At 71.2% G+C, this 24,130-nt stretch carries 21 protein-coding genes and 1 tRNA gene; 12 read left to right on the top strand and 10 right to left on the bottom strand.

The window, feature by feature from the left end; translation table 11 throughout:
* Window positions 1–80 precede the first annotated feature (80 nt).
* A complete protein-coding gene (locus M1P99_RS07650) occupies window positions 81–455 on the bottom strand; it encodes an FmdB family zinc ribbon protein (RefSeq protein ID WP_304451955.1) in 375 nt (124 codons plus the stop codon).
* 327 nt (window positions 456–782) lie between these two features.
* Window positions 783–1,424, bottom strand: coding sequence for a 5-formyltetrahydrofolate cyclo-ligase (locus M1P99_RS07645; protein ID WP_304451954.1), 642 nt, complete (start codon window positions 1,422–1,424; stop codon window positions 783–785).
* Between the two features lie 159 nt (window positions 1,425–1,583).
* Between M1P99_RS07645 and galU the strand changes: the two genes are divergently transcribed.
* The 8 genes from galU (at window position 1,584) to M1P99_RS07605 (ending at window position 8,309) form a co-directional block, all read left to right on the top strand.
* Window positions 1,584–2,525 carry a UTP--glucose-1-phosphate uridylyltransferase GalU gene (gene galU, locus M1P99_RS07640; RefSeq protein WP_304451953.1) on the top strand — a complete coding sequence of 314 codons (942 nt, stop codon included), beginning with the start codon at window positions 1,584–1,586 and terminating at the stop codon, window positions 2,523–2,525.
* Window positions 2,526–2,649: 124 nt separating this feature from the next.
* A complete protein-coding gene (gene glp, locus M1P99_RS07635) occupies window positions 2,650–3,882 on the top strand; it encodes a gephyrin-like molybdotransferase Glp (RefSeq protein WP_304451952.1) in 1,233 nt (410 codons plus the stop codon).
* Window positions 3,883–4,060: 178 nt separating this feature from the next.
* Window positions 4,061–4,570 carry a cyclic pyranopterin monophosphate synthase MoaC gene (gene moaC / locus M1P99_RS07630; protein WP_304451951.1) on the top strand — a complete coding sequence of 170 codons (510 nt, stop codon included), beginning with the start codon at window positions 4,061–4,063 and terminating at the stop codon, window positions 4,568–4,570.
* On the top strand, window positions 4,563–5,096 hold the full coding sequence (locus M1P99_RS07625; protein WP_304451950.1) for a molybdenum cofactor biosynthesis protein B: 534 nt from the start codon (window positions 4,563–4,565) through the stop codon (window positions 5,094–5,096). The genes moaC and M1P99_RS07625 overlap by 8 nt, the downstream gene beginning before the upstream one ends.
* A gap of 237 nt (window positions 5,097–5,333) precedes the next feature.
* The gene (locus M1P99_RS07620; RefSeq protein WP_304451949.1) at window positions 5,334–6,074 is read left to right on the top strand and encodes a GNAT family N-acetyltransferase; all 741 of its coding nucleotides are present in this window, start codon (window positions 5,334–5,336) and stop codon (window positions 6,072–6,074) included.
* Window positions 6,075–6,469: 395 nt separating this feature from the next.
* Window positions 6,470–7,174, top strand: a complete 705-nt coding sequence (locus tag M1P99_RS07615; RefSeq protein ID WP_304451948.1) for a hypothetical protein — start codon at window positions 6,470–6,472, stop codon at window positions 7,172–7,174.
* Window positions 7,175–7,282: 108 nt separating this feature from the next.
* Window positions 7,283–7,356: transfer RNA gene (locus M1P99_RS07610), tRNA-Ala, on the top strand.
* Between the two features lie 344 nt (window positions 7,357–7,700).
* Window positions 7,701–8,309, top strand: coding sequence for a TetR/AcrR family transcriptional regulator (locus tag M1P99_RS07605; RefSeq protein ID WP_304451947.1), 609 nt, complete (start codon window positions 7,701–7,703; stop codon window positions 8,307–8,309).
* Between the two features lie 24 nt (window positions 8,310–8,333).
* On the opposite strand, the gene M1P99_RS07600 is transcribed toward M1P99_RS07605, so the two are convergent.
* On the bottom strand, window positions 8,334–8,993 hold the full coding sequence (locus M1P99_RS07600) for a response regulator transcription factor (RefSeq protein WP_304455621.1): 660 nt from the start codon (window positions 8,991–8,993) through the stop codon (window positions 8,334–8,336).
* Window positions 8,994–10,120: 1,127 nt separating this feature from the next.
* On the opposite strand from M1P99_RS07600, the gene M1P99_RS07595 reads away from it, so the two are divergent.
* Window positions 10,121–10,654 (top strand): hypothetical protein, encoded by a 534-nt coding sequence (locus tag M1P99_RS07595; RefSeq protein ID WP_304451946.1) that lies wholly within the window; start codon window positions 10,121–10,123, stop codon window positions 10,652–10,654.
* A gap of 13 nt (window positions 10,655–10,667) precedes the next feature.
* On the opposite strand, the gene M1P99_RS07590 is transcribed toward M1P99_RS07595, so the two are convergent.
* From M1P99_RS07590 to M1P99_RS07580, 3 genes are all read right to left on the bottom strand, one after another.
* Window positions 10,668–10,976: a sec-independent translocase gene (locus tag M1P99_RS07590; protein WP_304451945.1), complete on the bottom strand. Its 309-nt coding sequence runs from the start codon at window positions 10,974–10,976 to the stop codon at window positions 10,668–10,670.
* Between the two features lie 178 nt (window positions 10,977–11,154).
* The gene (locus M1P99_RS07585) at window positions 11,155–11,358 is read right to left on the bottom strand and encodes a cold-shock protein (protein ID WP_017543917.1); all 204 of its coding nucleotides are present in this window, start codon (window positions 11,356–11,358) and stop codon (window positions 11,155–11,157) included.
* Window positions 11,359–11,669: 311 nt separating this feature from the next.
* Window positions 11,670–13,307 carry a dolichyl-phosphate-mannose--protein mannosyltransferase gene (locus M1P99_RS07580; protein WP_304451944.1) on the bottom strand — a complete coding sequence of 546 codons (1,638 nt, stop codon included), beginning with the start codon at window positions 13,305–13,307 and terminating at the stop codon, window positions 11,670–11,672.
* Between the two features lie 149 nt (window positions 13,308–13,456).
* Here M1P99_RS07580 and rsmI point away from each other — a divergent pair, with 149 nt between their 5' ends.
* Window positions 13,457–14,293, top strand: coding sequence for a 16S rRNA (cytidine(1402)-2'-O)-methyltransferase (gene rsmI, locus M1P99_RS07575; protein ID WP_304451943.1), 837 nt, complete (start codon window positions 13,457–13,459; stop codon window positions 14,291–14,293).
* A gap of 165 nt (window positions 14,294–14,458) precedes the next feature.
* Here the strand turns inward: rsmI and secD are convergent, their stop codons facing one another.
* Window positions 14,459–17,110 carry a protein translocase subunit SecD gene (gene secD, locus M1P99_RS07570; RefSeq protein ID WP_304451942.1) on the bottom strand — a complete coding sequence of 884 codons (2,652 nt, stop codon included), beginning with the start codon at window positions 17,108–17,110 and terminating at the stop codon, window positions 14,459–14,461.
* Window positions 17,111–17,190: 80 nt separating this feature from the next.
* Complete coding sequence (locus M1P99_RS07565) at window positions 17,191–17,652, bottom strand: hypothetical protein (protein WP_304451941.1); 462 nt, start codon at window positions 17,650–17,652, stop codon at window positions 17,191–17,193.
* A 265-nt stretch (window positions 17,653–17,917) separates the two neighbouring features.
* On the opposite strand from M1P99_RS07565, the gene metG reads away from it, so the two are divergent.
* A complete protein-coding gene (metG, locus tag M1P99_RS07560; protein WP_304451940.1) occupies window positions 17,918–19,735 on the top strand; it encodes a methionine--tRNA ligase in 1,818 nt (605 codons plus the stop codon).
* A 409-nt stretch (window positions 19,736–20,144) separates the two neighbouring features.
* Entirely contained in the window at window positions 20,145–21,068 is a 924-nt protein-coding gene (locus M1P99_RS07555) for a TatD family hydrolase (RefSeq protein WP_304451939.1), read from the top strand.
* Window positions 21,069–21,129: 61 nt separating this feature from the next.
* Here M1P99_RS07555 and rsgA read toward each other — a convergent pair whose 3' ends face one another.
* Complete coding sequence (gene rsgA, locus M1P99_RS07550; protein ID WP_304451938.1) at window positions 21,130–22,245, bottom strand: ribosome small subunit-dependent GTPase A; 1,116 nt, start codon at window positions 22,243–22,245, stop codon at window positions 21,130–21,132.
* A gap of 263 nt (window positions 22,246–22,508) precedes the next feature.
* Window positions 22,509–23,930 (bottom strand): sugar porter family MFS transporter, encoded by a 1,422-nt coding sequence (locus M1P99_RS07545; protein ID WP_304451937.1) that lies wholly within the window; start codon window positions 23,928–23,930, stop codon window positions 22,509–22,511.
* Window positions 23,931–24,130: the final 200 nt, after the last annotated feature.

Below are 24,130 nucleotides of genomic sequence, written 5' to 3'. Positions count from 1 at the left end.
AACGGCCGCAGCCGGGGGAGAACAGCGGCGCGCCGCCGAGGGCACGGCGGCGCGGTCACGCGGTCAACGGCCGCGGCGGCTCAGCTCGCCGCGGCGGCGCTGCTGCTACTGCTACCGCTGCCGGAGGCGGACGAGCCGCTCGTGGACGCGGTGGAGTCGGAGGAGGACGACGTCGTGGAGTCCGACGAGGCACTCGCGGCGGCCGGGGCATCGGTCTTCGTGTCCGTGCCACCGTCCTTGCCCTCGCCGGACCCGGTGACGACGGAGCTGTTGGAGGTCTTGCCGCTGTCGGTGCGGTAGAAGCCGGAACCCTTGAACACGATGCCGACGGCGGAGTACACCTTGCGCAGGCGTCCCTCGCACTCGGGGCAGACGGTCAGGGAGTCGTCGCTGAAGCTCTGCACGACCTCCATCTGGGCGCCGCACTCTGTGCACGCGTACTGATACGTAGGCACTGTTCGGGTCCTCCTATGCTGGCACTCTCGCCCGTTGACTGCTAAATAGTACGCGCTCGCCGACCGAGGCGGCGACAGCACCTCACCCGAAGGACGCACGTGGGGGCCGCGGGACCGGGCCGTGGGCGTCGTCGGGCGCGACCGTCAGCGTCAACGCCGGGCACGGGCCGCTTAATCCCGCCCCTCCACGGGCGGGCCGCCACGCGGAACCGCCGGCCGCGCCACGCGCCCGCCGCCCGCCTTCCGGGCGGAACCGGTCCCAGGAGCGGAGTCCACGCGGGACGCGGTCCCCGCCCTCCGCGCGCTCTCCGCATCCCGTTCCCGGCCTCAGGGGCCGGTGCGGGCACAGCGGTCGGGCCACACCGGGGAGGCCGGGTCGAACACGTGCAGGCCGCCGCCCGGGGTGAGCACCGCGTCCACGGGGCGGTCGTGCGGCTCCGCCGGAACCCGCTCCACCCACTCCTCGTCGTGCACCACCGCGATCGCCGGGGTGTGCGGCCCCTTGGCGGCCAGTGCGCGGTCGTAGCAGCCCGCACCGCGGCCCAACCGCATACCGGAGCGGTCCACCGCCAGGGCCGGGCACACGACAGCGTCCGCACGGGCCAGTGCGCCGGGGCCGTACCGGGGCCCGGTCGGCTCCAGCAGTCCGTGCCCGGCCCCGGCCAGGCTGTCGGGGCCGTCGAAGGAGGCCCAGTCCAGGTCGCCCCCCGGCAGGAAGACCGGCAGCAGCACGTACGTGCCGCGCTTCCACAGCGCGTTCACCAGCCCGCGCGTGTCCGGCTCGCCGCCGACGGAGTAGTAGCAGGCCACCGTTCCCGCCATCGAGAGCCACGGCACCGCCATGAGCGCGTCCCGGACCGCCGATCCGGCCCTCGCGCGCTCGGGCGCCTCCCTGGCCCGTCGCCGGGCCAGGACTCGACGGCGCAGCTCCCGCTTGGCGGACCGGTCGCGCTCCCCTTCGTCACCCATGGGCTCAGTGTGCCATCAGCGCGCCCCGACACGGCCGTTCGCTCATGGTGAACACCGGGTTGCGGAATCCGGTCCTTCGCCCGAAACCGCCGGGACTTCTTGTCATCAGCGCCGGTGTGGAGGCCACGACGCGATGACCGACTGTCCTACAGTGCCGACATGAGTGCCGACACCGAGCAGACACGACCCCGTTCCTCGCCCCTTCCCGTCACCAAGGCGGTCGTGCCCGCTGCCGGACTGGGCACACGCTTCCTTCCCGCGACCAAGGCCACGCCGAAGGAGATGCTGCCGATCGTGGACAAGCCCGCGATCCAGTACGTCGTGGAGGAGGCCGTCGCGGCCACGCTCCGCGACGTCCTGATGATCACGGGCCGCAACAAGCGCTCCATCGAGGACCACTTCGACCGCGCCTACGAACTGGAGGAGGCGCTGGCGACCAAGGGCGACGACGAGCGCCTGCGCTCCGTACGCGAGTCCGACGGCCTCGCCCAGATGCACTACGTCCGACAGGGGGACCCGCGCGGCCTGGGGCACGCCGTGCTGTGCGCCGAGGCGCACGTCGGCGACAACCCCTTCGCGGTCCTGCTCGGCGACGACCTCATCGAGTCCGCCGACCTGCTCCGCCGCATGATCGAGGTGCGCGAGGAACACGGCGGCAGCGTGGTCGCCCTCATGGAGGTCGAGCCCGAACAGGTCTCCCTCTACGGCTGCGCCGGGATCGAGCCCACCGACGAGCCCGACGTCGTCACCGTCACCGACCTCGTGGAGAAGCCCGCCCCGGAGCAGGCGCCGAGCCGCTGGGCGATCATCGGCCGCTACGTCTGCGACCCGGCCGTCTTCCCCGTGCTGCACGAGACCCCGCCCGGCCGGGGCGGAGAGATCCAGCTCACCGACGCCCTGCGCGAACTGGCCCGCCGCAAGCCCGAGGACGGGGGGACGGTGCGCGGCGTGCTCTTCCGCGGCCGCCGCTACGACACCGGCAACAAGGCCGACTACATCCGCACCGTCGTGGACTTCGCGTGCCGCCGGCCCGACCTTCGCGCCGAACTGCTGCCCTGGCTCAGGGAGTTCGTCGAGCGGCAGGAGCCCGGACAGGGCTGAGCCGCCCCGGTCCCGCCCCGGTCGAGCGGGCCCGTGCTGCCCCGATGCGGGGACAATGGGACGCCGGTCACCTCCAGAGGGCGGGGAGGCGGCCAACGGACCCACGACCCGGGAGGACCTTCCAGTGAAGACCGTTGAACAGCACATCACGGACATCCTGGGGCTGATCGCCGCGCCCGAGCCCACCGAACTCGACCTGCTGCGGGCGCACGGCGCCGTGCTCGCCGCCGACGTCGTGTCCCCGGTGGACCTGCCGGGCTTCGACAACTCCTCCATGGACGGCTACGCCGTGTGCGCCGCCGACCTGGACAAGGCCACTCCCGACACCCCCGTCCACCTGCCCGTGGTCGCCGACATCCCCGCGGGCGACGCCACGCCCACGGCGGTGCGGCCCGGCATGTGCGCGCGCATCATGACCGGTGCGCCCCTGCCCGAGGGCGCCGACGCCGTCGTGCCCGTGGAGTGGACCGACGGGGGCACCGCGACCGTCGCCCTGGACCGCCCGGTCCGCGTCGGCAACGCCATCCGGCGTGCGGGGGACGACGTCCGCGAGGGCGCCACGGTGCTGCGCTCCGGCGTGCGCCTGGGGCCGGGGGAGATGGGCGTCCTGGCTGCGGTCGGCCGCCGGACCGTACCCGTCTACCCCTGCCCCCGCGTCGTGGTGCTCTCCACGGGCGAGGAACTCGTGGAACCCGGACATCCCCTCGGGTACGGCCAGATCTGGGAGTCGAACAGCTTCATGATCGCGGCCGCGGCGCGCGAGGCCGGGTGCGACGTCCACCGGCACGGCTTCGTCGGCGATGACCCCGCCACCGTGATGGAGACGCTGGAGGGCCTGCTGGGGCGGGCCGACGTCGTCGTCACCACCGGCGGCGTGAGCATGGGCGCCTACGACGTGGTCAAGGAGGTCCTGAGCCGCCTGGGCACGGTCGAGTTCACCCAGGTGGCCGTGCAGCCCGGCAAACCACAGGGGTTCGGCACCGTGGGGCCGGAGGGGACGCCGATCATCACCCTGCCCGGCAACCCCGTCAGCGCCTACGTGTCCTTCCAGGTCTTCGTGCTCCCGGCGCTGCTCAGGCTTCGGGGCCTGGAGCCCCGGTCGCTGCCCACGACACGCGCGGCGCTGACCGTTCCGGTGGCCTCGCCGCCCGGTCGCCGCTCCTACCTGCGCGCCGTCCTGTCGGAGGAGTCCGAGGGGGCGACCGCGGGCCGCACCGTCGCCCCTGCCTCGCGCCAGGGCTCCCACCAGCTCTCCGCCCTGGCCGGCGCCAACGCCCTCGTCGTGGTGCCCGAGGACACCACCGAGCTGCCCGAGGGCGCGGTCGTCGAGGTCGTCCGCCTTCCCGAACTGCCCTGACCGGGCTCCACCCGGGCCGGCCCCCGATGCGGTCCGCGTGGCCCCGGGACCGGACCCGCTCGACCCGCGGCCGACACACGGGCGCGCGGTGCCGTACCTTCGTGGTGGGCGCGGCACGGCGCCCACGCGGCCGACCCCCGGTGGGCCGCGTTCGGCGTTCGAGCGGAAACTGGCCACGATGAGCGACACCCCACGGCCGGAGGGGGCCGACCACCCCTCCGGATTCACCCACCTGAACGAGTCCGGCGCGGCACGCATGGTCGATGTCTCGGCCAAGACGGTGAGCGCGCGGACCGCGACGGCCACCGGCCGGGTCCTGCTCGCCCCCGGGACCGTCGCCGCCCTGCGGGGCGGCGAGGTACCCAAGGGCGACGCCCTGGCGGTCGCCCGGATCGCCGGGATCCAGGGAGCCAAGCGCACACCCGACCTCGTGCCGCTGTGCCACCCCATCGCGGTGCACGGCGTGGACGTCGAGCTCACCGTGGCGGACGACGGGGTGGACATCAGCGCCACGGTCCGCACGGCCGACCGCACCGGCGTGGAGATGGAAGCCCTGACCTGTGTCATGACCGCGGCCCTCGGCCTGGTCGACATGGTCAAGGCGCTCGACCCCGAGGCCGAGGTCACCCAGGTCCGGGTCGAGGAGAAGACGGGCGGCAAGAAGGGCCACTGGAGGCGCGGTGAGTGAGCGCGAGGAGGACCCCGTGCCGCGCGTCGCCGTCGTCACGGCCTCCAACCGGGCGGCCGCGGGCGTCTACCCCGACCGGTCCGGGCCGGTCCTCGTCGAGCGGCTGCGGGCGCTGGGCTGCTCCGTCCTGGGGCCCTGGGTGGTGCCCGACGGCGCCCCCGTGGCCGAGGCGATCGGCCGGGCCCTGGACACCCGCGCGGACGCCGTGATCACGAGCGGGGGGACCGGGCTGACGCCGCAGGACCACACGCCCGAGGCGACCAGGCCGCTGCTGGCCTACGAGATCCCCGGGATCGCCGAGGCGCTGCGCTCCGCCGGGCGGGACAAGGGCGTTCCCACCGCGATCCTGTCACGGGGACTGGCCGGCGTGGCCGAGCGCGACGGCCACCGCATGCTCGTGGTCAACCTGCCCGGCTCCACCGGCGGGGTGAAGGACGGGATGACCGTGCTCGAACCGGTCCTCCTGCACGCCCTGGACCAGATTCGAGGCGGCGACCACACGCCCGCTAATGACGCCGGACAATGACCGGAATCACACCTCGGGCATTCCGTACCCAGGTAATTCCTTGACCATCGTTTCGGTTTTGGTGGTTGACTAGTCGAGTTTTGAATCGACCGATTCACAGACGGCAGGGGTGACGCGCGCCACGTCACACCCATGGGGTGGAATACTGGAAGGCGTCACCGTCAACAGAGGCCCCGGGGCGCCGGGGCCGGTGTCGAACCCCGGGACGGCGGCGCCGGAGGCATCGGAGGGACGGTCGTGAATCGCAGGCAAGGGTGGCCCGTCACCCTGAGGGAAGGGCCGGTCGTGCTGCGCCCGCTGCGGCTCCGCGACGCCGTCGCTCTGCGCGACACCCGCGCCCGCAACGAGGAATGGCTGCGGCCCTGGGAACCGACCTATCCCGAGATGCCGCTCCGCTCCACCGGGCTCTCCCCCTACATCGCCATGCTGCAGGCGATCCGCCGGGAAGCGCGCCAAGGGCTGTCCATGCCCTGGGCGGTCCTCTACGACGACCGGTTCGTCGGCCAGCTGACGGTGGGCGCCATCGTGTGGGGGTCGGCCAGATCGGCTCAGATCGGCTACTGGGTGGACAGTGGCCACGCGGGCCGGGGGATCACGCCGACGGCGGTCGCGCTCGCGGTCGACCACGCGTTCTTCCACGTCGGACTGCATCGGATCGAGGCGAACATCCGCCCGGAGAATCGTGCCAGTCGGCGTGTGGTGGCCAAACTCGGCTTTCGCGACGAGGGAGTGCGGCGGCGCCAGCTGCACATCGACGGCGCCTGGCGCGACCACATCTGCTATGCCGTCACCGCGGAGGAAGTACCCCACGGCCTGCTGCGCCGGTGGCGCGACGGGGCCCCCTCAGGGCCGGACGGCACGCCGGGCGAGCCGTCCGGAGCGCCCGGTTCCGCCCCCGGTTCCGCTTTGGGGCCCGAGGGCCCGAACGGTGGCGGTGATCCACGGGATCCGGCGAGTCCATGGCCGGGGTCGAACTGAACATGACGCGACCGCCGGTGCATCCGGAGCCTAAACCTCTCTTTAGTCACATTGACTCATTACTTTGCGTTGAATTGGTGTCGCGCTCTGAAGTCACTGTCTGACCTGGGTTTTCCCGCTCCCAGGACGACCGACCGAAACTAAGGGTCCACAATCTTGCGACACTCCGGTCAGAATGTGGCGCATTTATGGACACGGGGTCGTACCGTGCGGAACATAGACGCATTGACGATGCGGCCAACGCGTGGATATGGCTCACGGGATTCGGGTCCGGTCCGAGGAGGATCGGGAACGAAGTCCGGTCGGGGAGCATCCAACCCCGAAGGCGTTCCACGCGACGCGGTGTCGGCGCGGCGTCGACCAATGTTCAGTGGCCGTCATCGTGAGGAGGGGTGATGAGCAGCTCTCCTCTGTACCTCGCCATCGTGGTGGTGTGGCTCATCGTGCTCGTGCCGATGCTCCTGCGCAAGGACTCGGCGGACACCTACGACCACCGCCGTGAGGACGAGGACACCGAGGACCCCGGGGCCCGGGCCGACGACACGGCCGAGCGCGAGGCCGCCGACGCCACGGACGGGTCCGACGACCTCGACCGGACCGACGGCGCCCGCGACACCGACGCGGACGACGCGGGAGCCGACGACGGTCCGGCCGACACCGGCCGCGGGGCCGAGGGCCCCGGGTCCGTCCGGCCGGCTCGGACGGCGGACCCCCGCCGGGGCCGCCACCGCGTCGGGCGCGAGTCGCGGGGCCGGGTCATCGCCCGGCGGCGCCGACGCACCAGCGGCCTGCTCCTGGTGAGCCTCGCCACGGTCGTCGCGGTCGCCTTCGGGCTCGGGCCGTGGTGGGTCATCGCCCCGCCGGTGCTCCTGCTCGCCGGTCACCTGGCGCTCCTGCGCGAGGCGGCCAAGGTCGACGCCGAACGCCGTGAGGCGCTCCTGAGGGCCCGCCGCCGTGCGGCCGTCCTGGCCCGCAGGGCGGAGGAGGAAGAGGAGCGCCGCGACGCCGAACGCCTGGCCCAGGTCATCGCACTGCAGGAACGGCGCAGCCAGGTGTACGACCAGTACGCGGACGCGCGGCTGCGCGCCGCAGGCGACTGACCCGGGTGCAGCGCGCCCGGGTGGCGGCGGGCGTCGGGAGGTGTGGCGGCCGGAGGGCGTGCGTTCGGACCATCCCAGAATTCCTGCTAGGCTGTGTCACGTCTTCAAGGGGCTATGGCGCAGTCCGGTAGCGCACCTCGTTCGCATCGAGGGGGTCTGGGGTTCAAATCCCCATAGCTCCACAGCAGACAGGAAGGCCCTGTTCCCTCCGGGGGCAGGGCCTTTCGCATGCCGTCTCCAGGCGAGGTACGGAAACCGGTGTCCGGTGGCGCGGCCGCGCCGCGCATGGGAGAGGGCCCGTCCCTGGTGGGGCGGGCCCTCGCACGGTTCCGGTCCGGTGCGTTGTCGCTGTTCCCTGGGCGGGCGGTCTCCGGACCGGAGCCTCGAGTGTCACCGGCGAAGCTGCTATCCCCTGTGGCGGGGCGGCCGGACACGCCCTCACCCTACATCCCCCGGGCCGCATCCCCCGAGGGATCGGGCCTTCCGGCATCCTTACAGTGGTAACTTTCCGTCGTATAGTTCAGGTATGGCAGACGCGTACCACCACGGAAACCTGCGAGCCGCCGTCCTGGAGAGGGCGGCCGAGGTCATCGAGAGCGAAGGCCCCTACTCGTTCAGCCTGCGTTCGCTCGCCGCCGACCTGGGCGTCAGCCACACGGCCCCCCGGCACCACTTCGGCAGCCGGGAGGGCATCCTCAACGCCCTGGCGGTCGAGGGCTTCCAGGGGCTGGCCGAGAGCCTGCGCGCCGTGCGCGCGGAGGGCGGCACCCTGCTCGACGCCGGGGTCGCCTACGTGCGCTTCGCCGCGGACCACCCCGGGAAGTTCCAGGTGATGTTCGCCCCCCGCCTCCTGGACGACGGCGACGCCGAGCTCGCCGCGGCCCGCAGTGCGGCCTTCGCCGAACTCACCGGCGGGGTCGACACCCTGCAGGACCGCGGAATCGCCGTCGAGGACTCGGCCGCGGCCGTGGTGGCCGGATGGGCGATCGTGCACGGCATCGCCACCCTGGCCCTCAGCGGGAACCTGGACACCTCCGGGATCAGGGCCCTGTTCGCCGACACCGACCTGCTCACCATCACCAGGCGCAGTGCCGGCCTGCTCTTCGGTGTCCCCTCAGGGGAGGAGTCCCCCTGACGTCCTCGCGCGTCGGTGCGGCGCTCAGGTGACGTACTCGGCCCGGACCGCGTAGATGGCGGCCTCGGTGCGCGAGTGCACCTGGAGCTTCTCCAGGATGTTGCGCACGTGGTTCTTCACGGTGTTCTCGGTGATGAACAGGCGCTCGCCGATCTCCCGGTTGTTCAGCGACCGGGCCAGCAGCTTGAGCACCTCGGTCTCGCGGGGGGTGAGCTGCGGGATGGCGGGGCGACTGGGCGGTGAGCTCTCCTGCTTGGCCAGCTCGGCGAACTCGCCGATGAGCTTGGTGGCCATGGCCGAGTTGATGAACGACTGCCCTTCGGCGATGGTGCGCACCGCGCGCGGCAGGTCCGTCACCGAGATCTCCTTGAGCAGGTAGCCGGTCGCACCCGCTTTGAGGGCGTCGAAGAGGTCGGACTCCTCGTCGCTCATCGTCAGCATGACGAACTTGGTGTGCGGTACCGCCTCGCGGATGCGCGGACAGGCGTCGATGCCGCTGGAGTGCGGCATCATCACGTCCATGAGGACGACGTCGGGCCGCAGCTCGGTGGCCAGGCGGATCGCCTCCTCCCCGTCACCGGCCTCGCTGACGACGTCGATGTCCTCCTCTTCGTCCAGGACGGACACCAGTCCGCGGCGGAAGAACGCGTGGTCGTCCACCACCAGGACGCGGATCGGCCGCACGCGAGGCGTGCCGGCGGGCGTCGGAGTGTCCGTGACCCGGGCGAAGGGGGCGGGACTCGGGGGGTGCGGGCTCACGGCGGTTGCCTTCCTCGCGTGTCACAGCCGGGGGCGGACTCCACGGACCCGGCCCCGGCCGGGCGTCGAACGGTGCGGGGAGCACCGTCCTGGGGTGGGTCTTTCCACTTTAGGGGCGCTTCTTGCCCTCTGTGGGCGCAACGAATCAACTTACCCCGCGGTACCCATCTCATGTCATCGGAAAACGGGACCAATAACACTTTCCTGTCCGAGTCACCTGTCGGTGTGGACCTGGTCTCGTGCGATCTATGTCAATGCACAATATCCATTTACACCAGGACCGAAACTAGGAGCGCAGGGCGCGCAAGCCCGTAACCGCAGGGCTTCGAGCGCCCCGAGGGGTCGTGACGGACGGTGCAGGGCTGGTGAGTACGGTGCTCATGTGAGCATAGTCCGGGAGGTCTGTTTTATCCTTGTGTGTCCAGGTAGTCGTGCCTGGCGTGGCCCCGTTCGCCCTTTCGATTTCCGACGTTCGGTGCGGGCTGTGGATTAGGCATCCCGGCCGATCGCGCATTGGCGCCCCGTTGCTGTGTGTAATCGAATAGTGAATGTTTTTGCTGAACTCTGGAGTTGTCTTTGCAGGTCAGTGGGGAGGGGTCTTCTTGCGTTCACGAATCCACGGCCTCCTGAGCTGCGATAATGCCGATCCGAGTCGTTACTCCAGCCTCCCTGGTCCAACCTTTGGTGGTCGTCCGGCCATGGTGGGATGAATGTTCGTCCTCGGGTCTTGTGGAAGCCACGCCGATGGTCCATCTTGGTTCCGGGATATGTTGGGAGCCACCAGAAAGGTAGATGCCATGACGACGCATGCACCGAGTGCCAGAGACGGCTGGGCCTGGCTGTAGCCACCTCACGACGGGTCCGGACGGATCCGTGTGTTGCGGGCTCGACCGATCCGCCGATCGGTCGAGCCCCTTTCCGTGGCCGGAGTCGGCCCCTCGGCGAACCCGGGGGCGAGCCGGATTTGGGTCGTGAGCGTCGCGGGTAGGTGTCCAGTGACGAACCCGGTCCCTCCCGGACCGCGCCGACCGTGAAGGGACGGCGGATCACCCGTGTCCGACCCCCGCCAGGAACCCGGCGGCCACCAGTACCGCGACGAGACCGAGACGGTCGGCGGCTACGTGCCGCCGGCTCCCGAGGCACCCCCGCCACCGCCCCGTCCCACCGTGGAACCCGTGCCGGACGAGGACGGGCCGCCGGTGGCCGCGGAGCGCTTCCGCCGTACGACTCCCGCGCGCCGCAAGGTCATTCCCGCGCGCCGCGCGGGCGGCCACTGGCGGCTTCTGTCGGGCACGCTGACCTACGTGATGGTGGTCGGGGGGATGGCCGACTACGTGGACCCCGAGACCCGGGCAGCCGCGCACCTGGTGTTCTGGGTGCTCATCGGCGCGGGCTTCCTCATCTCCACCGAACGCGAGCGCAGGCACGAGTGGCCCGCGGCGCCGCGCTGGCCGTGGCCGGCGGCGGCCCTGGGCGGAGCGCTGACGGTGGAGGTCCTGGTGCTGCTGGTGGGGTCGCCGGCCATCATCGTCGGATCACTGGTCCTGCTGGGCCTGGGACTGTTCATCCTGATGCTCTTCGGCTGAAGCCGGAGCGGGCTCAGGTGGCCTCGTCGTCGAACGGGGGCCGCTTGCCGTTGAGGCGGGCGGCGGGCTTGCGCTCCGGCTCCTCGTCCTCCCAGAAGTGCTTCTGCACGAAGCGCTTGGGGTTGAGGTCCTTGACGTCCAGGTCCTTGAACTCCGGTCCCAGCCCCTCCTTGAGGTCGCTGGTGGCGGAGTTGGCCATGGTTCGCAGCTGGCGCAGCACGCGGCCGATCTGCTGCGCGGCCTTGGGGAGTTGGTCGGGCCCGAAGATCAGCAAGGCGAGGATGAGGAGGACGACGAACTCCCCGCCACCGATGTTGAACATGCCTGACCCCGCCCCTCGCGTACCGACCGGCTACAACGAGGTTACCGGTATCGGTGCCGATGGGTAACCATGTCCAGATCACATGCGCACCACGACTGAGGACCGGCCCCCGGGACTCCCCGAACGCGGACCAGCCCCCCGCGCGGTGGGCGGGGGGCTGGGGAAACGCCTGGTGAGGTCAGACCGCCCGAACGTCGGCCGCCTGCGGGCCCTTCGGGCCCTGGATGATGTCGAACTCGACCTTCTGGTCCTCTTCCAGGTTCCGGAAGCCGGTTCCCGCGATCGCCGAATAGTGGACGAACACGTCGGGCTGACCACCCTCGACGGCGATGAACCCGAAACCCTTCTCAGAGTTGAACCACTTCACGGTGCCCTGAGCCATGTGCTCTCCCTTGGGGACTACTGCGGGGCCGCACCCTGCTGGCCCCGGGTCGCCGGGCGCCGCACTGACGGGACCGACCCGACAAGCGCCCACGTGCAGTTCCGCGAGGCGCCTCGGGCATCCATGGAAACAACAACAGCAACCAGTTGCAGACAGTACCAGGGAGCACCATGCCCTGCCGAGCCCTTTCCGAAGGAATCCACAGTTCCCATGTGTCCTGTTTCGGCTACTCGAAAGTGTTGATTTCCGAGCCCCGGACGACTAATGGAGATCGTCCGGGGCTGGCCGGGAAAGAGCACGGCGAAGGGTGCTCAGGAAGAGCCGTTGCCGTAGATCCACACGTCGAACCAGAGCCGCTGCCGCCAGGAGGGCTCGTCGATCGGATAGGCGGCCAGCGCCGGGTACAGATACGCGAAATGGGCGATGATCAGGAGCAACAACACGCCGAAGACGACCCCGCCCGTCGCGCGCAGGTACGGACCGAAGCGGGGGTTGTTCTCCCCGGCGTCCATCACCAGCCCGAGCATCAGCACGATGGCCAGGACCAGGAACGGCAGCACGGGCAGCGCGTAGAAGAGGAACATCGGGCGGTCCGGGAAGGCGAACCAGGGCAGCCATCCCGCCGCCACCGCGAGCAGCACGGCGCCGGCCCGCCAGTCGCGGAACGTCGCCCACCAGCCGAGCATCACGCAGATCGCCAGGAGGCTGATCCACCACACGATCGGGGTGCCGATGGAGACCACCGAGGCCACGCAGCCGCCCGAGGGGCATCCCACGGCCTCGCCCTCGTAGGCGAACATCACCGGGGTGCGCATGACCAGCCACTCCCACGGCGCCGAGATGTAGGCGTGGTCACTGGTCAGTCCGTTGTGGAAGGACATCATCCGGGCGTGGTAGTCCGCCAGGCTGATGAACGCCTCCAGCGGTCCCGCCACCGTGTCCGGCAGCCAGTCCGGCGCCATGCCGTCGGCGAAGCCGCGGTTGTAGCCGCCCCGCGTGACCAGCCAACCGGTCCACGACACCACGTAGACGATCCCGGCCAACACCACCGTCTGCAGGAACGCCGGGACCGCGTCGACCAGCAGCCACCGCCCCATCGGCCTCCGCTGCCCCGCGCTGCGCCGCGCGCCGTAGTCCCACGCCACCGTGAGGAGGCCGAACGCCGCCACGAAGAACAGGGCCGACCACTTGGTTCCGACCGCGAGCCCGAAGCACAGTCCGGCCGCCAGGCGCCACCAGCGCATGCCCAGCCACCACCGGGTCGTGACGTCGACCCCCGCCTCACTCAGCCGCGCCAGCCGGTCCCGGGTGGCGTCGCGGTCGATCACCAGGCACGCGAAACCCGCCACCACCCACAGAGCGAGGAAGACGTCCACCATCGCGATCCGGCTCAGTGTGAAGTGCAGGCCGTCCAGAGCCAGGACCAGTCCCGCGGTACAGCCCAGCAGAACGGACCGGGTCATCCGGGTCGCCAGCCGCACCAGGATGAACACGGTCGCCACGCCCGCCAGCGCGGAGGCGAACCGCCATCCCTCCGGGGTCATGGACTCACCGAACGGCAGGAGTGCCCACAGCCAGTCGCCGAGGGCGATCATCCACTTGCCGACCGGAGGGTGGACGATGAAGTCGCCACCGCCGTCGAAGATGTCGACGGGTCCCCGGCCGAGCATCTGGTCGGCGTTCTCCAGGGAGTCGTGCTCGTAGCCGTACTCCTGGAGTCCGTAGGCGTCCTTGGCGTAGTACGTCTCGTCGAAGTAGATCCGGTCGGGTTCACCGAGGCGGTAGAACCGCAGCGCTCCGGCGAAGGCGGTGACCAGGACGGCTCCCAGCCAGCCCACCCACCACGTCATGGTGGTGGAGTGGGACAGCCGTGCGCGAAGGGCGGCCGCGCGGGCCGGTGCGGGTGGGGTCGGGGGGTCGACCTCGGAGGAGTGTGCGGTGGTGGTCATCTCGGCTCGTAGGTTGGGGTCGGAGATGGTTGTCCATTGCGGACTGACCGCGAAACCAGGTTTCGGGTGGCGTAATGAGCCAACCGTAGCGCGACAGGACGGGGATCACAGTGGTTGAGGGTGTAGGCCATGGGGAGGGGTCCGGGACGTTGACGCTCGCCGGGCTGCCCATCGGTAACTCGGGCGACGCGCCGCCCAGGCTGCTGCGTGCACTGGAAGCCGCCCGCGTCATCGCCGCGGAGGACACCCGCAGGCTACGCCAGTTCGCCTCCCGCGCGGGAGTGCGTCTGGGCGGCGAGGAGGGGGCCAGGGTCGTCTCCTACTACGACGCCAACGAGTCCCGGCGCACGGACGACCTCATGGCCGACCTGCGCGGCGGCACGGACGTCCTGGTCGTGACCGACGCGGGCATGCCCGGCGTCTCCGACCCCGGCTACCGGCTGACCGCCGCCTGTGCCGAGGAGGACATCCCGGTCACCTCCATTCCGGGCCCGTCCGCGGTGACCACCGCGCTGGTCGTCTCCGGCCTGCCCACGGACCGCTTCTGCTTCGAGGGCTTCCCGCCCCGCAAGGGGCTGGCGGGCTATCTGGAAGAGCTGGCCGCGGAGCGTCGCACGATGGTGTTCTTCGAGAGCCCGCACCGGATCGCCGCCACCCTGGAGGCGATGGCCGGGGCCTTCGGCGCGGACCGGCGGGCGGCGGTGTGCCGGGAACTGACCAAGACCTACGAACAGGTGCGCCGGGGCGGGCTGGGCGAGCTCGCCGCCTGGGCCGCCGAGGGCGTGCGCGGGGAGATCTCCGTGGTCGTGGAGGGCGCGCGCAGCCGCCCGGACCTGGTCGGGTCGGCGGACCTGGTCGCCGCGGTCGCCGCGCTGGAGGACGAGGGCGTACGCCGCAAGGAGGCCATCGGCCGCGTGGCCAAGGAGTCGGGCGTGCCCAAGCGCCGCGTCTACGACCTCGTGCACGGTGTCACCGAGGTCGACTGACCGGGGACGGTCGGCGCTCGACCACCGGCCCGGGCACCGGGGGCGGCGCGCCGGGCCCACCCCTCCGGGACGGTGACCGTGCCGCGGAGAAGCGGCGACGACGAACGGGGCCGCCCGGAACGGCGTACAACCGTTCCGGGCGGCCCCGTGTGAGGGTCGGTCCGGTCAGACGACCGCGCCGTCGCCTTCGTTGCGGCTGGCCTTGGCGGCCACCCGCGCCTGGTTCTTGCGCTCCCTGATCACGTGCGGAGGCGCCGTCCGGTCCCACTTCTGCAGCCAGATGGCCAGCGGAACCGCGACGAACACCGTCGAGACCACACCCGTGCTCAGGCCGACCAGCATGGCGATGGAGAAGTCCTGGAGCGAGGTCCCACCGAAGAAGGTGAGGAAGCCCAGGATGATCAGCGCGCCGACGCTGGTGTTGATCGTACGCGGCAGGGTGTTGAGCACCGCGCGGTTGGCGATCTCGGTGAACGAGGACTTGTCGTCCTTGGCCCACTCGTCGCGCACCCGGTCGAGCACCACCACCGTGTCGTTGACGGTGAAGCCGATGACGCTCAGCAGGGCGGCGAGGAACACGCCGTCGATCGGCTTGCCCAGCCAGATGAACAGCCCGATCACCAGGACCAGGTTGAACGCCAGCGACAGCATCGTGGCCACACCGAAGGACCAGCGGAACCGCCAGGCCAGGTAGGCCAGCTGCAGGGCGAGCGCGGCGGCGAGCGCGATGAACGCGCGGTTGCGCAGCTCGTCGCCCATGCTCGGGCCGATCAGCTCGTCGCTGATCATCTCCACGCCACCGGTCGCCGAGTCCAGCGCCTCGGTGACGGTCGCCGCCTCGGGATCGGTGATGTTGCCCGTGCGGACGGAGATGTCGCCGTCACCCGACTCCTGCACGACCGCGGTGTCCGAGCCGGAGAAGTCCAGCCCGGCGACGATCTCGCGCGCCTCGTCCACCGACAGGTCCTCGTCGCCGGTGATCTCGTACTCCAGGACGCGTCCGCCGGTGAACTCCACACCCAGGTTGGGCGACTGCACCAGCGGGGCGGCCACGGACACCAGGACGACCGCCGCCGCGGCGAGCAGGGCGTGCTTGCGGTACTTCATCAGGTCCGGGTTCTTCCGGACCAGCCACGCGCGCACGGCACCGATCCGGCTGAGACCGCTGACCGCCGGGTGCTTGCGGATGACGGCGCGGCGCACCGCCCACTCCACGAGCACGCGGGCCACCACGAGCGCGGAGAACATCGACACCAGGGTGCCGATACTGAGCGTGACGCCGAAGCCCTGGACCGTGCCGGAGGCGAAGAAGAACAGCAGCGCGGCGGCGATGAGCGTGGTGATGTTGGTGTCGATCACCGCGCTCCACGCCTTGTGCGAACCCTCGACGAAGGCCTTCTCCAGGCTCGCCGGGATGGCCCTGCGGCGACGGCGGGTCGCGATACCGGACTCGGCCCGCTTGACCTCAGCGTCGGTGGCGTCCTGCATGCCGGCCGACTTGTTCGCCTCGTAGGTCTGCTGCTGCCGCTGGTACTCCTCGCGCGCCCGTTCGAAGATGAGCACGTTGGCGTCGATGGCCATACCGATCGCCAGCACGAAGCCCGCCAGGCCCGGCAGGGTCAGGGTGGCCCCCAAGGCCACCAGCACGCCGTAGGCGATGAGCGCGTAGACGCCCAGGGCGACCGACGCCAGGAAGCCGACCAGGCGGTACACCAGCGTGATGTACAGCGCGGTGAACGCGATGCCCAGCAGGGCGGCGATGGCGCTGGCCTGGATGGCGGCGGCACCGAGGGTCGGGCCGACCGTCTGGCGCTGGACCTCGGTGACCGGCAGCGGCAGCGAGCCGCCCTCGATCAGCACGGCCAGCTCGTTGGCCGACTCGGAGGTGAAGCTTCCACTGATGGTGGTGCTGCCCTCGCGCTGGCCGACCTCACAGGCCGCGTCGTTGACGCTGGGCGAGGAGATGACCTGGTTGTCCAGCACGATCGCCACGCGTCGGCGCGGGTCGCCCTCCTGGAAGCAGGCGGCCTGACCGGTGAGCTCGGCCCACTGGTCGCGGCCCTCACCGCGGAAGCTGACGTTGACGACCCACTCGGCGCGGTTGACCGGGTCCAGACCCGCCTCCGCGCTGGCGACGCTGTCCCCGGGGACGGCGGTCTCACCGAGCTGCAGGTAGTTGCCCTGCTCGTCCGGCAGGGTCATCGCGACCTGGCTGGGGTCCTCGGCCTCCTGGCCGGTCTGCCCCGTGCCGGTGCCGCCGCTGCCCATGCCGCCGAGGAGTTCCTGCATCTCCTCCTCGGTCATCTGCGGGGCTTCCTCGGAGCCCTCCGCGGCCTCGTCGGCGGGTGCCTCCTCACCGCCCTCGGTGTCCGAGGGGGCGCGGGCCTCGTCGGCGGGCGCGTTCGCGGAGTCGCCGGGCGCCTGGACGCCCTGGCCGCCGCCGGCGGTGACGCCGAGGACCGGGTGGAAGGACAGCTGCGCGGTCCGGCCGACGATCTGCGCGGCCTCCGTCGGGTCCTGGACACCGGGCAGTTCGACGATGATCCGGTTCTCACCGGAGCGCGACAGAGTCGACTCGGCGACACCGAGGCGGTCGATGCGCTGGCGTAGGACCTCGACGACCTGGTCGGTGTTCTCGGAGTTGGCCTCCGTGCCGTCGGCGCCGTCCTGGGTCTCCAGGACGATCTGCGTGCCGCCGCTGAGGTCGAGCCCCAGGCGCGGCGGGATGATCCACGCCGCGCCGAACGCGACGAGGATGACGAGAAGGGAGATGAGAGCGCGTGTCCAGCGCCCCCCTGCTCCCGCTTGACTGGGCAAGGTGAACCTCTCACTGCGAATGGTGGGTACCGGTCGGCGCGCCCGGGCGGTCCGGGTGCGGGGGAGTGACCGGGGAAAGGTCAGATGAGGGTGTTCGCTGTGGGAGGCGGCGCCCGCGTGGGCGGCAGGTCGCCGGTGTCGTCCTGTTCGGGAACGGGGTCGGGGTGCGGCAGCGGAAGCGGCCACCAGGGCTGGTCCCACGCGGTCAGCAGCAGGACGCACGGCGGCACGGCGTCGGGCAGGTCGCGCAGGACGCCGCGCTGATCGCACGTGGTGGTGGGCGGACCCACCGTCACCTTGGCCTGGGCGACCAGGTCCGCGCTCTGCTCGGCGCGCTCCCTCGGTGTGTCGCCACCGGGGGCGCCCTTGGCGGGCCCCGCGTCGTGGGGGACGCTCACCGGGCCCGGCACGGGGCCGGCCTCGGGCTCGCCCGACACGGAGGTGACCGGGAACGACAGAATGACCAGCAGCACCACGCTCGTGACGAGCGCGGCGGTGTGGTGGGCAGGACGGGGTAGGGCACGGGTAACCGTGGCGACCACCGCCTCAGATGAAGGACCGGGGTGAGCGTGGTACTTCGGCGCGCGCCCCGGCGGCGCGCGGCCTCGTTCCGCAGAGCATACGGGTACTGGCCGCCCGGGGGGAATCCACCCGTCCACCCCTGTGGACGACTCCCCGTCCCCGAATGAACGCGCACACCCGGGTCGTGGGGGCCGCGCCGTAGGTGTCCGTCGGGGGAGGTGGCGGGTGACGGGCGGGAGCGCGAGGTCGTGTAAAAGCGGGGGCGGACACCTTTAGTCTTGAGGCATGTCGTCGAATCGCCACATCCTGACCGCGGTCGCCTGGCCCTACGCCAACGGCCCGCGCCACATCGGCCACGTCTCCGGCTTCGGGGTCCCCTCCGACGTCTTCTCGCGCTACCAGCGAATGTCGGGGAACCACGTGCTGATGGTCAGCGGCACCGACGAGCACGGCACCCCGGTCCAGGTGCTGGCCGACCAGGAGGGCGTGACGCCCCGCGAGCTGGCCGACCGCTACAACCGGATCATCGCCGAGGACCTCGTCGCCCTCGGCCTGTCCTACGACCTCTTCACCCGCACCACCACCGGCAACCATTACTCGGTCGCCCAGCAGCTGTTCACCACGCTGTACGAGAACGGCTACGTCTTCACCCGCACCACCCAGGGCGCGGTCTCCCCGTCCAACGGCCGCACGCTGCCCGACCGCTACATCGAGGGCATCTGCCCCATCTGCGGCTACGACGGCGCGCGCGGTGACCAGTGCGACAACTGCGGCAACCAGCTCGACCCGATCGACCTCATCTCGCCCCGGTCGCGGATCAACGGCGAGACGCCGGAGTTCGTGGACACCGAGCACTTCATGCTGGACCTGCCGGCGTTCGCCGAGGTCCTCACGGGGTGGCTCAAGGGCAAGGAGGGGGAGTGGCGCCCCAACGTCCTCAAGTTCTCGCTGAACCTGGTGGAGGACCTCCAGCCGCGCGCGGTCACCCGCGACCTCAACTGGGGCGTGCCCATCCCCCTGGAGGGCTGGAGCGACAACGACAACAAGCGCCTGTACGTCTGGTTCGACGCGGTGATCGGCTACCTGTCGTCCTCCATCGAGTGGGCCAAGCGCATCGGCGAGCCGGAGGCCTGGCGCCGCTGGTGGCAGGACGAGGACGCCCGGTCGTACTACTTCATGGGCAAGGACAACATCGTCTTCCACTCGGTGATCTGGCCCGCGATCCTGTTGGGCGCGAGCGGTGGGGGCGACCGGGGCGGCGACTCCGGCCCGCTGGGCGCCCTCAACGTGCCCACCGAGGTGGTCTCCAGCGAGTTCCTCACCATGGAGGGCCGCAAGTTCTCCTCCTCGCGCCGCGTCGTCATCTACGTGCGCGACTTCCTGGAGCGCTACTCCGCCGACGCACTGCGCTACTTCATCATGGCCGCCGGCCCCGAGACCCAGGACACCGACTTCACCTGGGCGGAGTTCGTGCGCCGCAACAACGACGAGCTGGTGGCGGCCTGGGGCAACCTGGTCAACCGCTCCATCTCCATGGCGGCGAAGAACCTCGGTGAGATCCCCGCCGCGGGGGAGCTGAACGAGGAGGACCGCAGGGTGCTGGCCGCCTCCAGGGAGGCCTTCGAGACGGTCGGCGCGCGTCTGGAGCGGTCGCAGTTCAAGGCCGGCCTCCAGGAGGCCATGCGCACGGTGGCCGAGGCCAACAAGTACATCTCCGACCAGGCGCCCTGGGCCCTGAAGAAGACCGATCCCGAGCGCATGGCGACGGTCCTGCACGTGGCCCTGCAGCTGGTCAGTGACGCCAACACGCTGCTCACGCCCTACCTGCCCGAGTCCGCGAACAAGGTGTACGCGATGCTCGGCGGTACCGGGACGTGGACCGGCATGCCCCGGATCGAGAGCGGTCACGACACCATCGGCGGCTCCGACGAGCCGGTCGACTACCCGGTGATCACCGGTCAGTACGCCGACAACGAGGCTCGCTGGGAGTCGACGCCGATCGTTCCGGGCACCCCGCTCGACCGCCCGCAGCCGCTGTTCGCCAAGCTCGACCCGTCCGTGGTGGACGAGGAGCTGGCACGCCTGGAGGGCCCCGCCGAGTAGGGCCCGTCCTCCCGGTCCGACTGTGGGCCCCGGCCATGCCCTGCTCGAACCACGCTATCGCGGTCTCGCGTTGGGATGGGGTGAGCGTGCTGTTCCCTCTGATGGGACTGCTCCCTGGTCGATGGAACTGGATTTCCAGTCCAACTTCCAGGGAGCAGTTCACCGAGCCGGGGCCCACAGCGGTGTCACCGGCTCCCGCGGACCGCTTCCAGGGCCTCCTCCAGACCGCGCCCTGGACGCACGCGTGCGCGGCGCGCGGCCTCTTCCGGGTCCGGTGGCCGCCCCGGCGGCGCCATACCCGGAGGAAGCTCGGGGGAGCGGTGCCGGAGGGCGCCGTGCCGGTCGGCCGCCTGAGACGGCCGCCATAGGATCGACAGGGTGACCAGACAGAACAGGACGGGAGCCATCCGTGGGTAAACGCAGCGGGAGAGCGGTCCGGGAGCGCAACGACCAGACGCCCCCGCCGGTCCCCGAGCCCCTGCGCGTGCCGGTGGCCGACAGCCACACCCACATGGACATGCAGACGCCCGAGGTCGAGGAGATCATCGCGGCCGCCCGCGCCGTCGGCGTGACCCCGCTCGTCCAGGTGGGCGTGGACCTGGCGTCGTCGCGCTGGGCCGCTGAGACCGCAGCCGCCCACCCGGGCGACGTCTGGGCCGCCGTGGCCCTGCACCCCAACGAGGCGCCGCGGATCGTGCACGGCGACGGAGCCGAGGGCGTCGAGGTCGACGACACCGACTGGGCGGGCAAGGTGCGCGCCGCCGGCGGTTCGTCCGCCCTGGACGAGGCGCTGGAGGGCATCGCCGAACTCGCCGCGCTGCCGCAGGTGGTGGCGGTCGGCGAGACCGGCATGGACACCTTCCGCACCGGGCCCGAGGGCGCGCGGGCGCAGGAGGAGTCCTTCCGCAGGCACATCGACATCGCCAAGCGCCACGGCAAGGCCGTGATGATCCACGACCGCGAGGCGCACGACGACGTGTTCCGGGTCCTGGCCGACGAGGGCGCGCCGGAGCGGGTGGTCTTCCACTGCTTTTCCGGGGACGCCGACATGGCCAAGGTCTGCGCCGAGCACGGCTACTTCATGAGCTTCGCGGGCAACGTCACCTTCGCCAGCGCGCAGCCGCTGCGCGAGGCCGCCGCGGTCGCCCCTCCGGAGCTGCTGCTCGTGGAGACGGACGCCCCGTTCCTCACGCCCAAGCCCTACCGCGGCCGCCCCAATGCCCCCTACCTCGTGCCGTACACGCTGCGCGCGCTGGCCGAGGCCAAGGGCATGGACGAGGACGAGCTCGCCGGGGTGATCGCGGGCAACGCCCGCCGCGCCTTCGGGTTCTGAGACCGGCCCCGGGCCGCCGCGGGTCGCGGCGGCCGTCGGGGCCCGGCGATGGCGCTGCCGGTCAGTGGTGATGGCCGCGCTTGCGCCGCCCGGCGTCCCTGGCCGCCTTGTCCAGGGCCTTCCCCTGGCGCTTGCGCTCCTCGCGGACCCGGTGGTCGCCCCGGGACCGGTTCCACTCCGACTCGCGGCGCAGCCGGTTCCACCGCGCCAGGCGGCGGGCGTCCAGCTCGCCCTCGTCGATGGCGGCCTGGACCGCGCAACCGGGCTCGGTGTCGTGCGAGCAGTCCCGGAAACGGCACTCCTCGGCGTGGGCCAGGACGTCGGCGAAGGTCCGGTCGACGCCCGACCCGTCCCCGGGGACGTCGATCCGGCGCACCCCGGGGATGTCCAGGACCAGGGCGCCGCCCGGCAGTGCGAGCAACTGCCGGTGGGTGGTGGTGTGGCGCCCCCGCTTGTCCTGGCGGATCTCCCCGGTGTCCATCAGGGAGTGTCCGGCGACCGCGTTGACCAGGCTCGACTTGCCCGCGCCCGAGGTTCCCAGCAGGACCCATGTCGTGCCGGGCCGCAGTCGGGCGGCCAGTGCGTCCAGCCCCTGGCCGGTGTGGGCGCTCACGGTGTACACGTCGGTGCCGGAGCTGACCGACTCGACCAGTTCGACGACCTCGGGGAGGCGTTCACCGGCCAGTTCGGCCTTGGTGACGGCGACCACCGGGGTGGCACCGCCGGCCCAGACCAGGCTGAGGAAGCGTTCCAGGCGTCCCATGTTGGGACCCTGGTCGGCGGCCTCGCAGATGAGGACATAGTCGACGTTGGCGGCCAGGACCTGGTCGTGGGAGTCCTTGGCCACGCCCTGGCGGACGAGTGTGCCGGCGCGTTCGAGGACGGCCTCGACGAGCCAGTCGTCGCCTGAGCGGCGGACGGCGACCCAGTCACCGCTGCACGGGGCGGCGGCGGGGTCGGTGTGCGCGGCCCTGCGGACCGCGGGGGCGAAGGCGGCGTCGCGAACGCCCGGCAGGCGGATCTCGGCGCCGCCCCTGCGCGCCGCGGAGACGCGGGCGGGCAGGAGGACGTGTTCGCTGGACAGCGCGACGGCGTCGAAGGCGGCTTCGACCCGGGCGTTCCAGCCGAGGGCGTCCAGTGGGTGGGACGGGGTGGACGACAGGCAGTGTGTGCTCACGACAGGCTCTCTGGGAGGCGAGCCGTGGGACCGCGCGAAGGGGTCCGTCAGGGCTCGCGGACGATCGGGAAGACTGGGGCTGGGCCACTCGTGAAGTCCGTCATGGCACGTTCCTCTCCGTCGTCGTCGGCCGTCGTGCACGCGCACGGGGCGTTCGGGCGAGTCGATCCTAGGTGCGCTCCCGTCCGTCGCGCCACAGGTTTTTCACGCGCGCGAGGCGGGCCGCCGCACCGCGGTGGCCCGCCTCGTCGGGGATCGGCGCCTCAGTCCATCTCCTCCAGGGTCCGGCCCTTGGTCTCGGGCACCCACTTGAGGATGAACGGGATGGAGAGCAGGGCGAAGGCCGCGTAGATCACGTACGAACCGGCCAGGTTCCAGTCGGAGAGGGACGGGAAGCTGACGGTGATGAGCCAGTTGGCGATCCACTGGGCGGAGGCGGCGACGCCGAGCGCGGCGGCGCGGATCCGGTTGGGGAAGATCTCGCCGAGCATCACCCACACGACCACGCCCCAGGACAGGGCGAAGAAGAGCACGAACGCGTGCGCCGCGAACAGGGCGACGGCACCCTGCGGGTCGGGCAGGGCGATCTCCCCGTCGATCTCGGTGGTGAACGAGAACGCCCAGGCGGCCAGCCCCAGTGAGACGGCCATACCGGCCGAGCCGATCAGGGCCAGCGGCTTGCGGCCGATCCGGTCGACCAGCAGCATCGCGATCACGGTGCCGAGGATGTTGATGATCGACGTGGTGAACGAGTAGAGGAACGAACTGCTCGGGTCGATACCGACCGACTGCCACAGCGAGGAGCTGTAGTAGAAGATCACGTTGATCCCGACGAGCTGCTGGAAGACGGACAGGCCGATGCCGACCCAGACGATGGGCAGCAGGCCGGTGCGGCCGCCGAAGAGGTCGCGCAGGACGGGCTTGTGCTCGCCGCGCATCCGTGCGTCGATCCGGGCGACCTCGGCGTCCAGGTCGCCGCCGCCCTCCACCGCGGCCAGTACCCTCTTGGCCTCCTCGGTCCGGCCGGTGGCGACCAGGTGGCGCGGCGACTCGGGGATCCGCAGCGCGAGCACTCCGTAGACCACCGCGGGGACGATCTCGACGCCCAGCATGACCTGCCAGGACTCCAGGCCGAGCAGGGTGCCGCGCTGGTCGCCGTCGGCCAGCGACAGCAGGCCCCAGTTGACCAGCTGCGAGACGGCGATGCCCAGCACGATCGCGGCCTGCTGGAAGGACGCGAGCCGACCGCGGTAGGCGGCCGGGGCGACCTCGGCGATGTAGGCGGGGGCGATGACCGACGCCATGCCGATGGCGATGCCGCCGAGGGCGCGCCAGACCGCCAGGTCCCATACGGTGAAGGGCAGCATCGAACCGACGGCGCTGATCGCGAACAGCAGCGCGGCCAGCTGCATGACCCGGGGGCGGCCGACGCGGTCGGCCAGACGGCCGGCGATCACGGCACCGGCGGCGGCACCGAGCAGGGGGATGGCGATGACCGCGCCGAGGGCCGCCGGCCCGACGCCGAACCGGCCCCGGATCCCCTCGACCGCTCCGTTGATGACCGCGCTGTCGTAGCCGAAGAGGAATCCGCCCAGCGCGGCGGCAGCGGCGATGAAGACGACGTAGCGCAGGTTCGGTGGTCGGACCGCGGGCGGGTGCGGTCCGGCGGGTGCGGTGGTGCTCACGGGATCTCCAGAAGGTGCTCGGTGACGGCAACCGGGGGTACGGGACCGCGACTCGCACTCGGCTCGTTGAGTTCACCAACGAGAGGCAAAGTGCGGCCCTAGGCGTCGTTGCCTTCAAGAACCTTAAGCAAAAGAGTGACCCAGGCCGCAACTCTGATTGAAATCTGATGGTTGAGTTCAAGTCATGAAGTCAAGGTTGA

It is taken from the genome of Nocardiopsis sp. YSL2 (assembly GCF_030555055.1).
Classification (GTDB): domain Bacteria; phylum Actinomycetota; class Actinomycetes; order Streptosporangiales; family Streptosporangiaceae; genus Nocardiopsis.
This window is presented reverse-complemented; position numbering and strand designations above follow the sequence as displayed.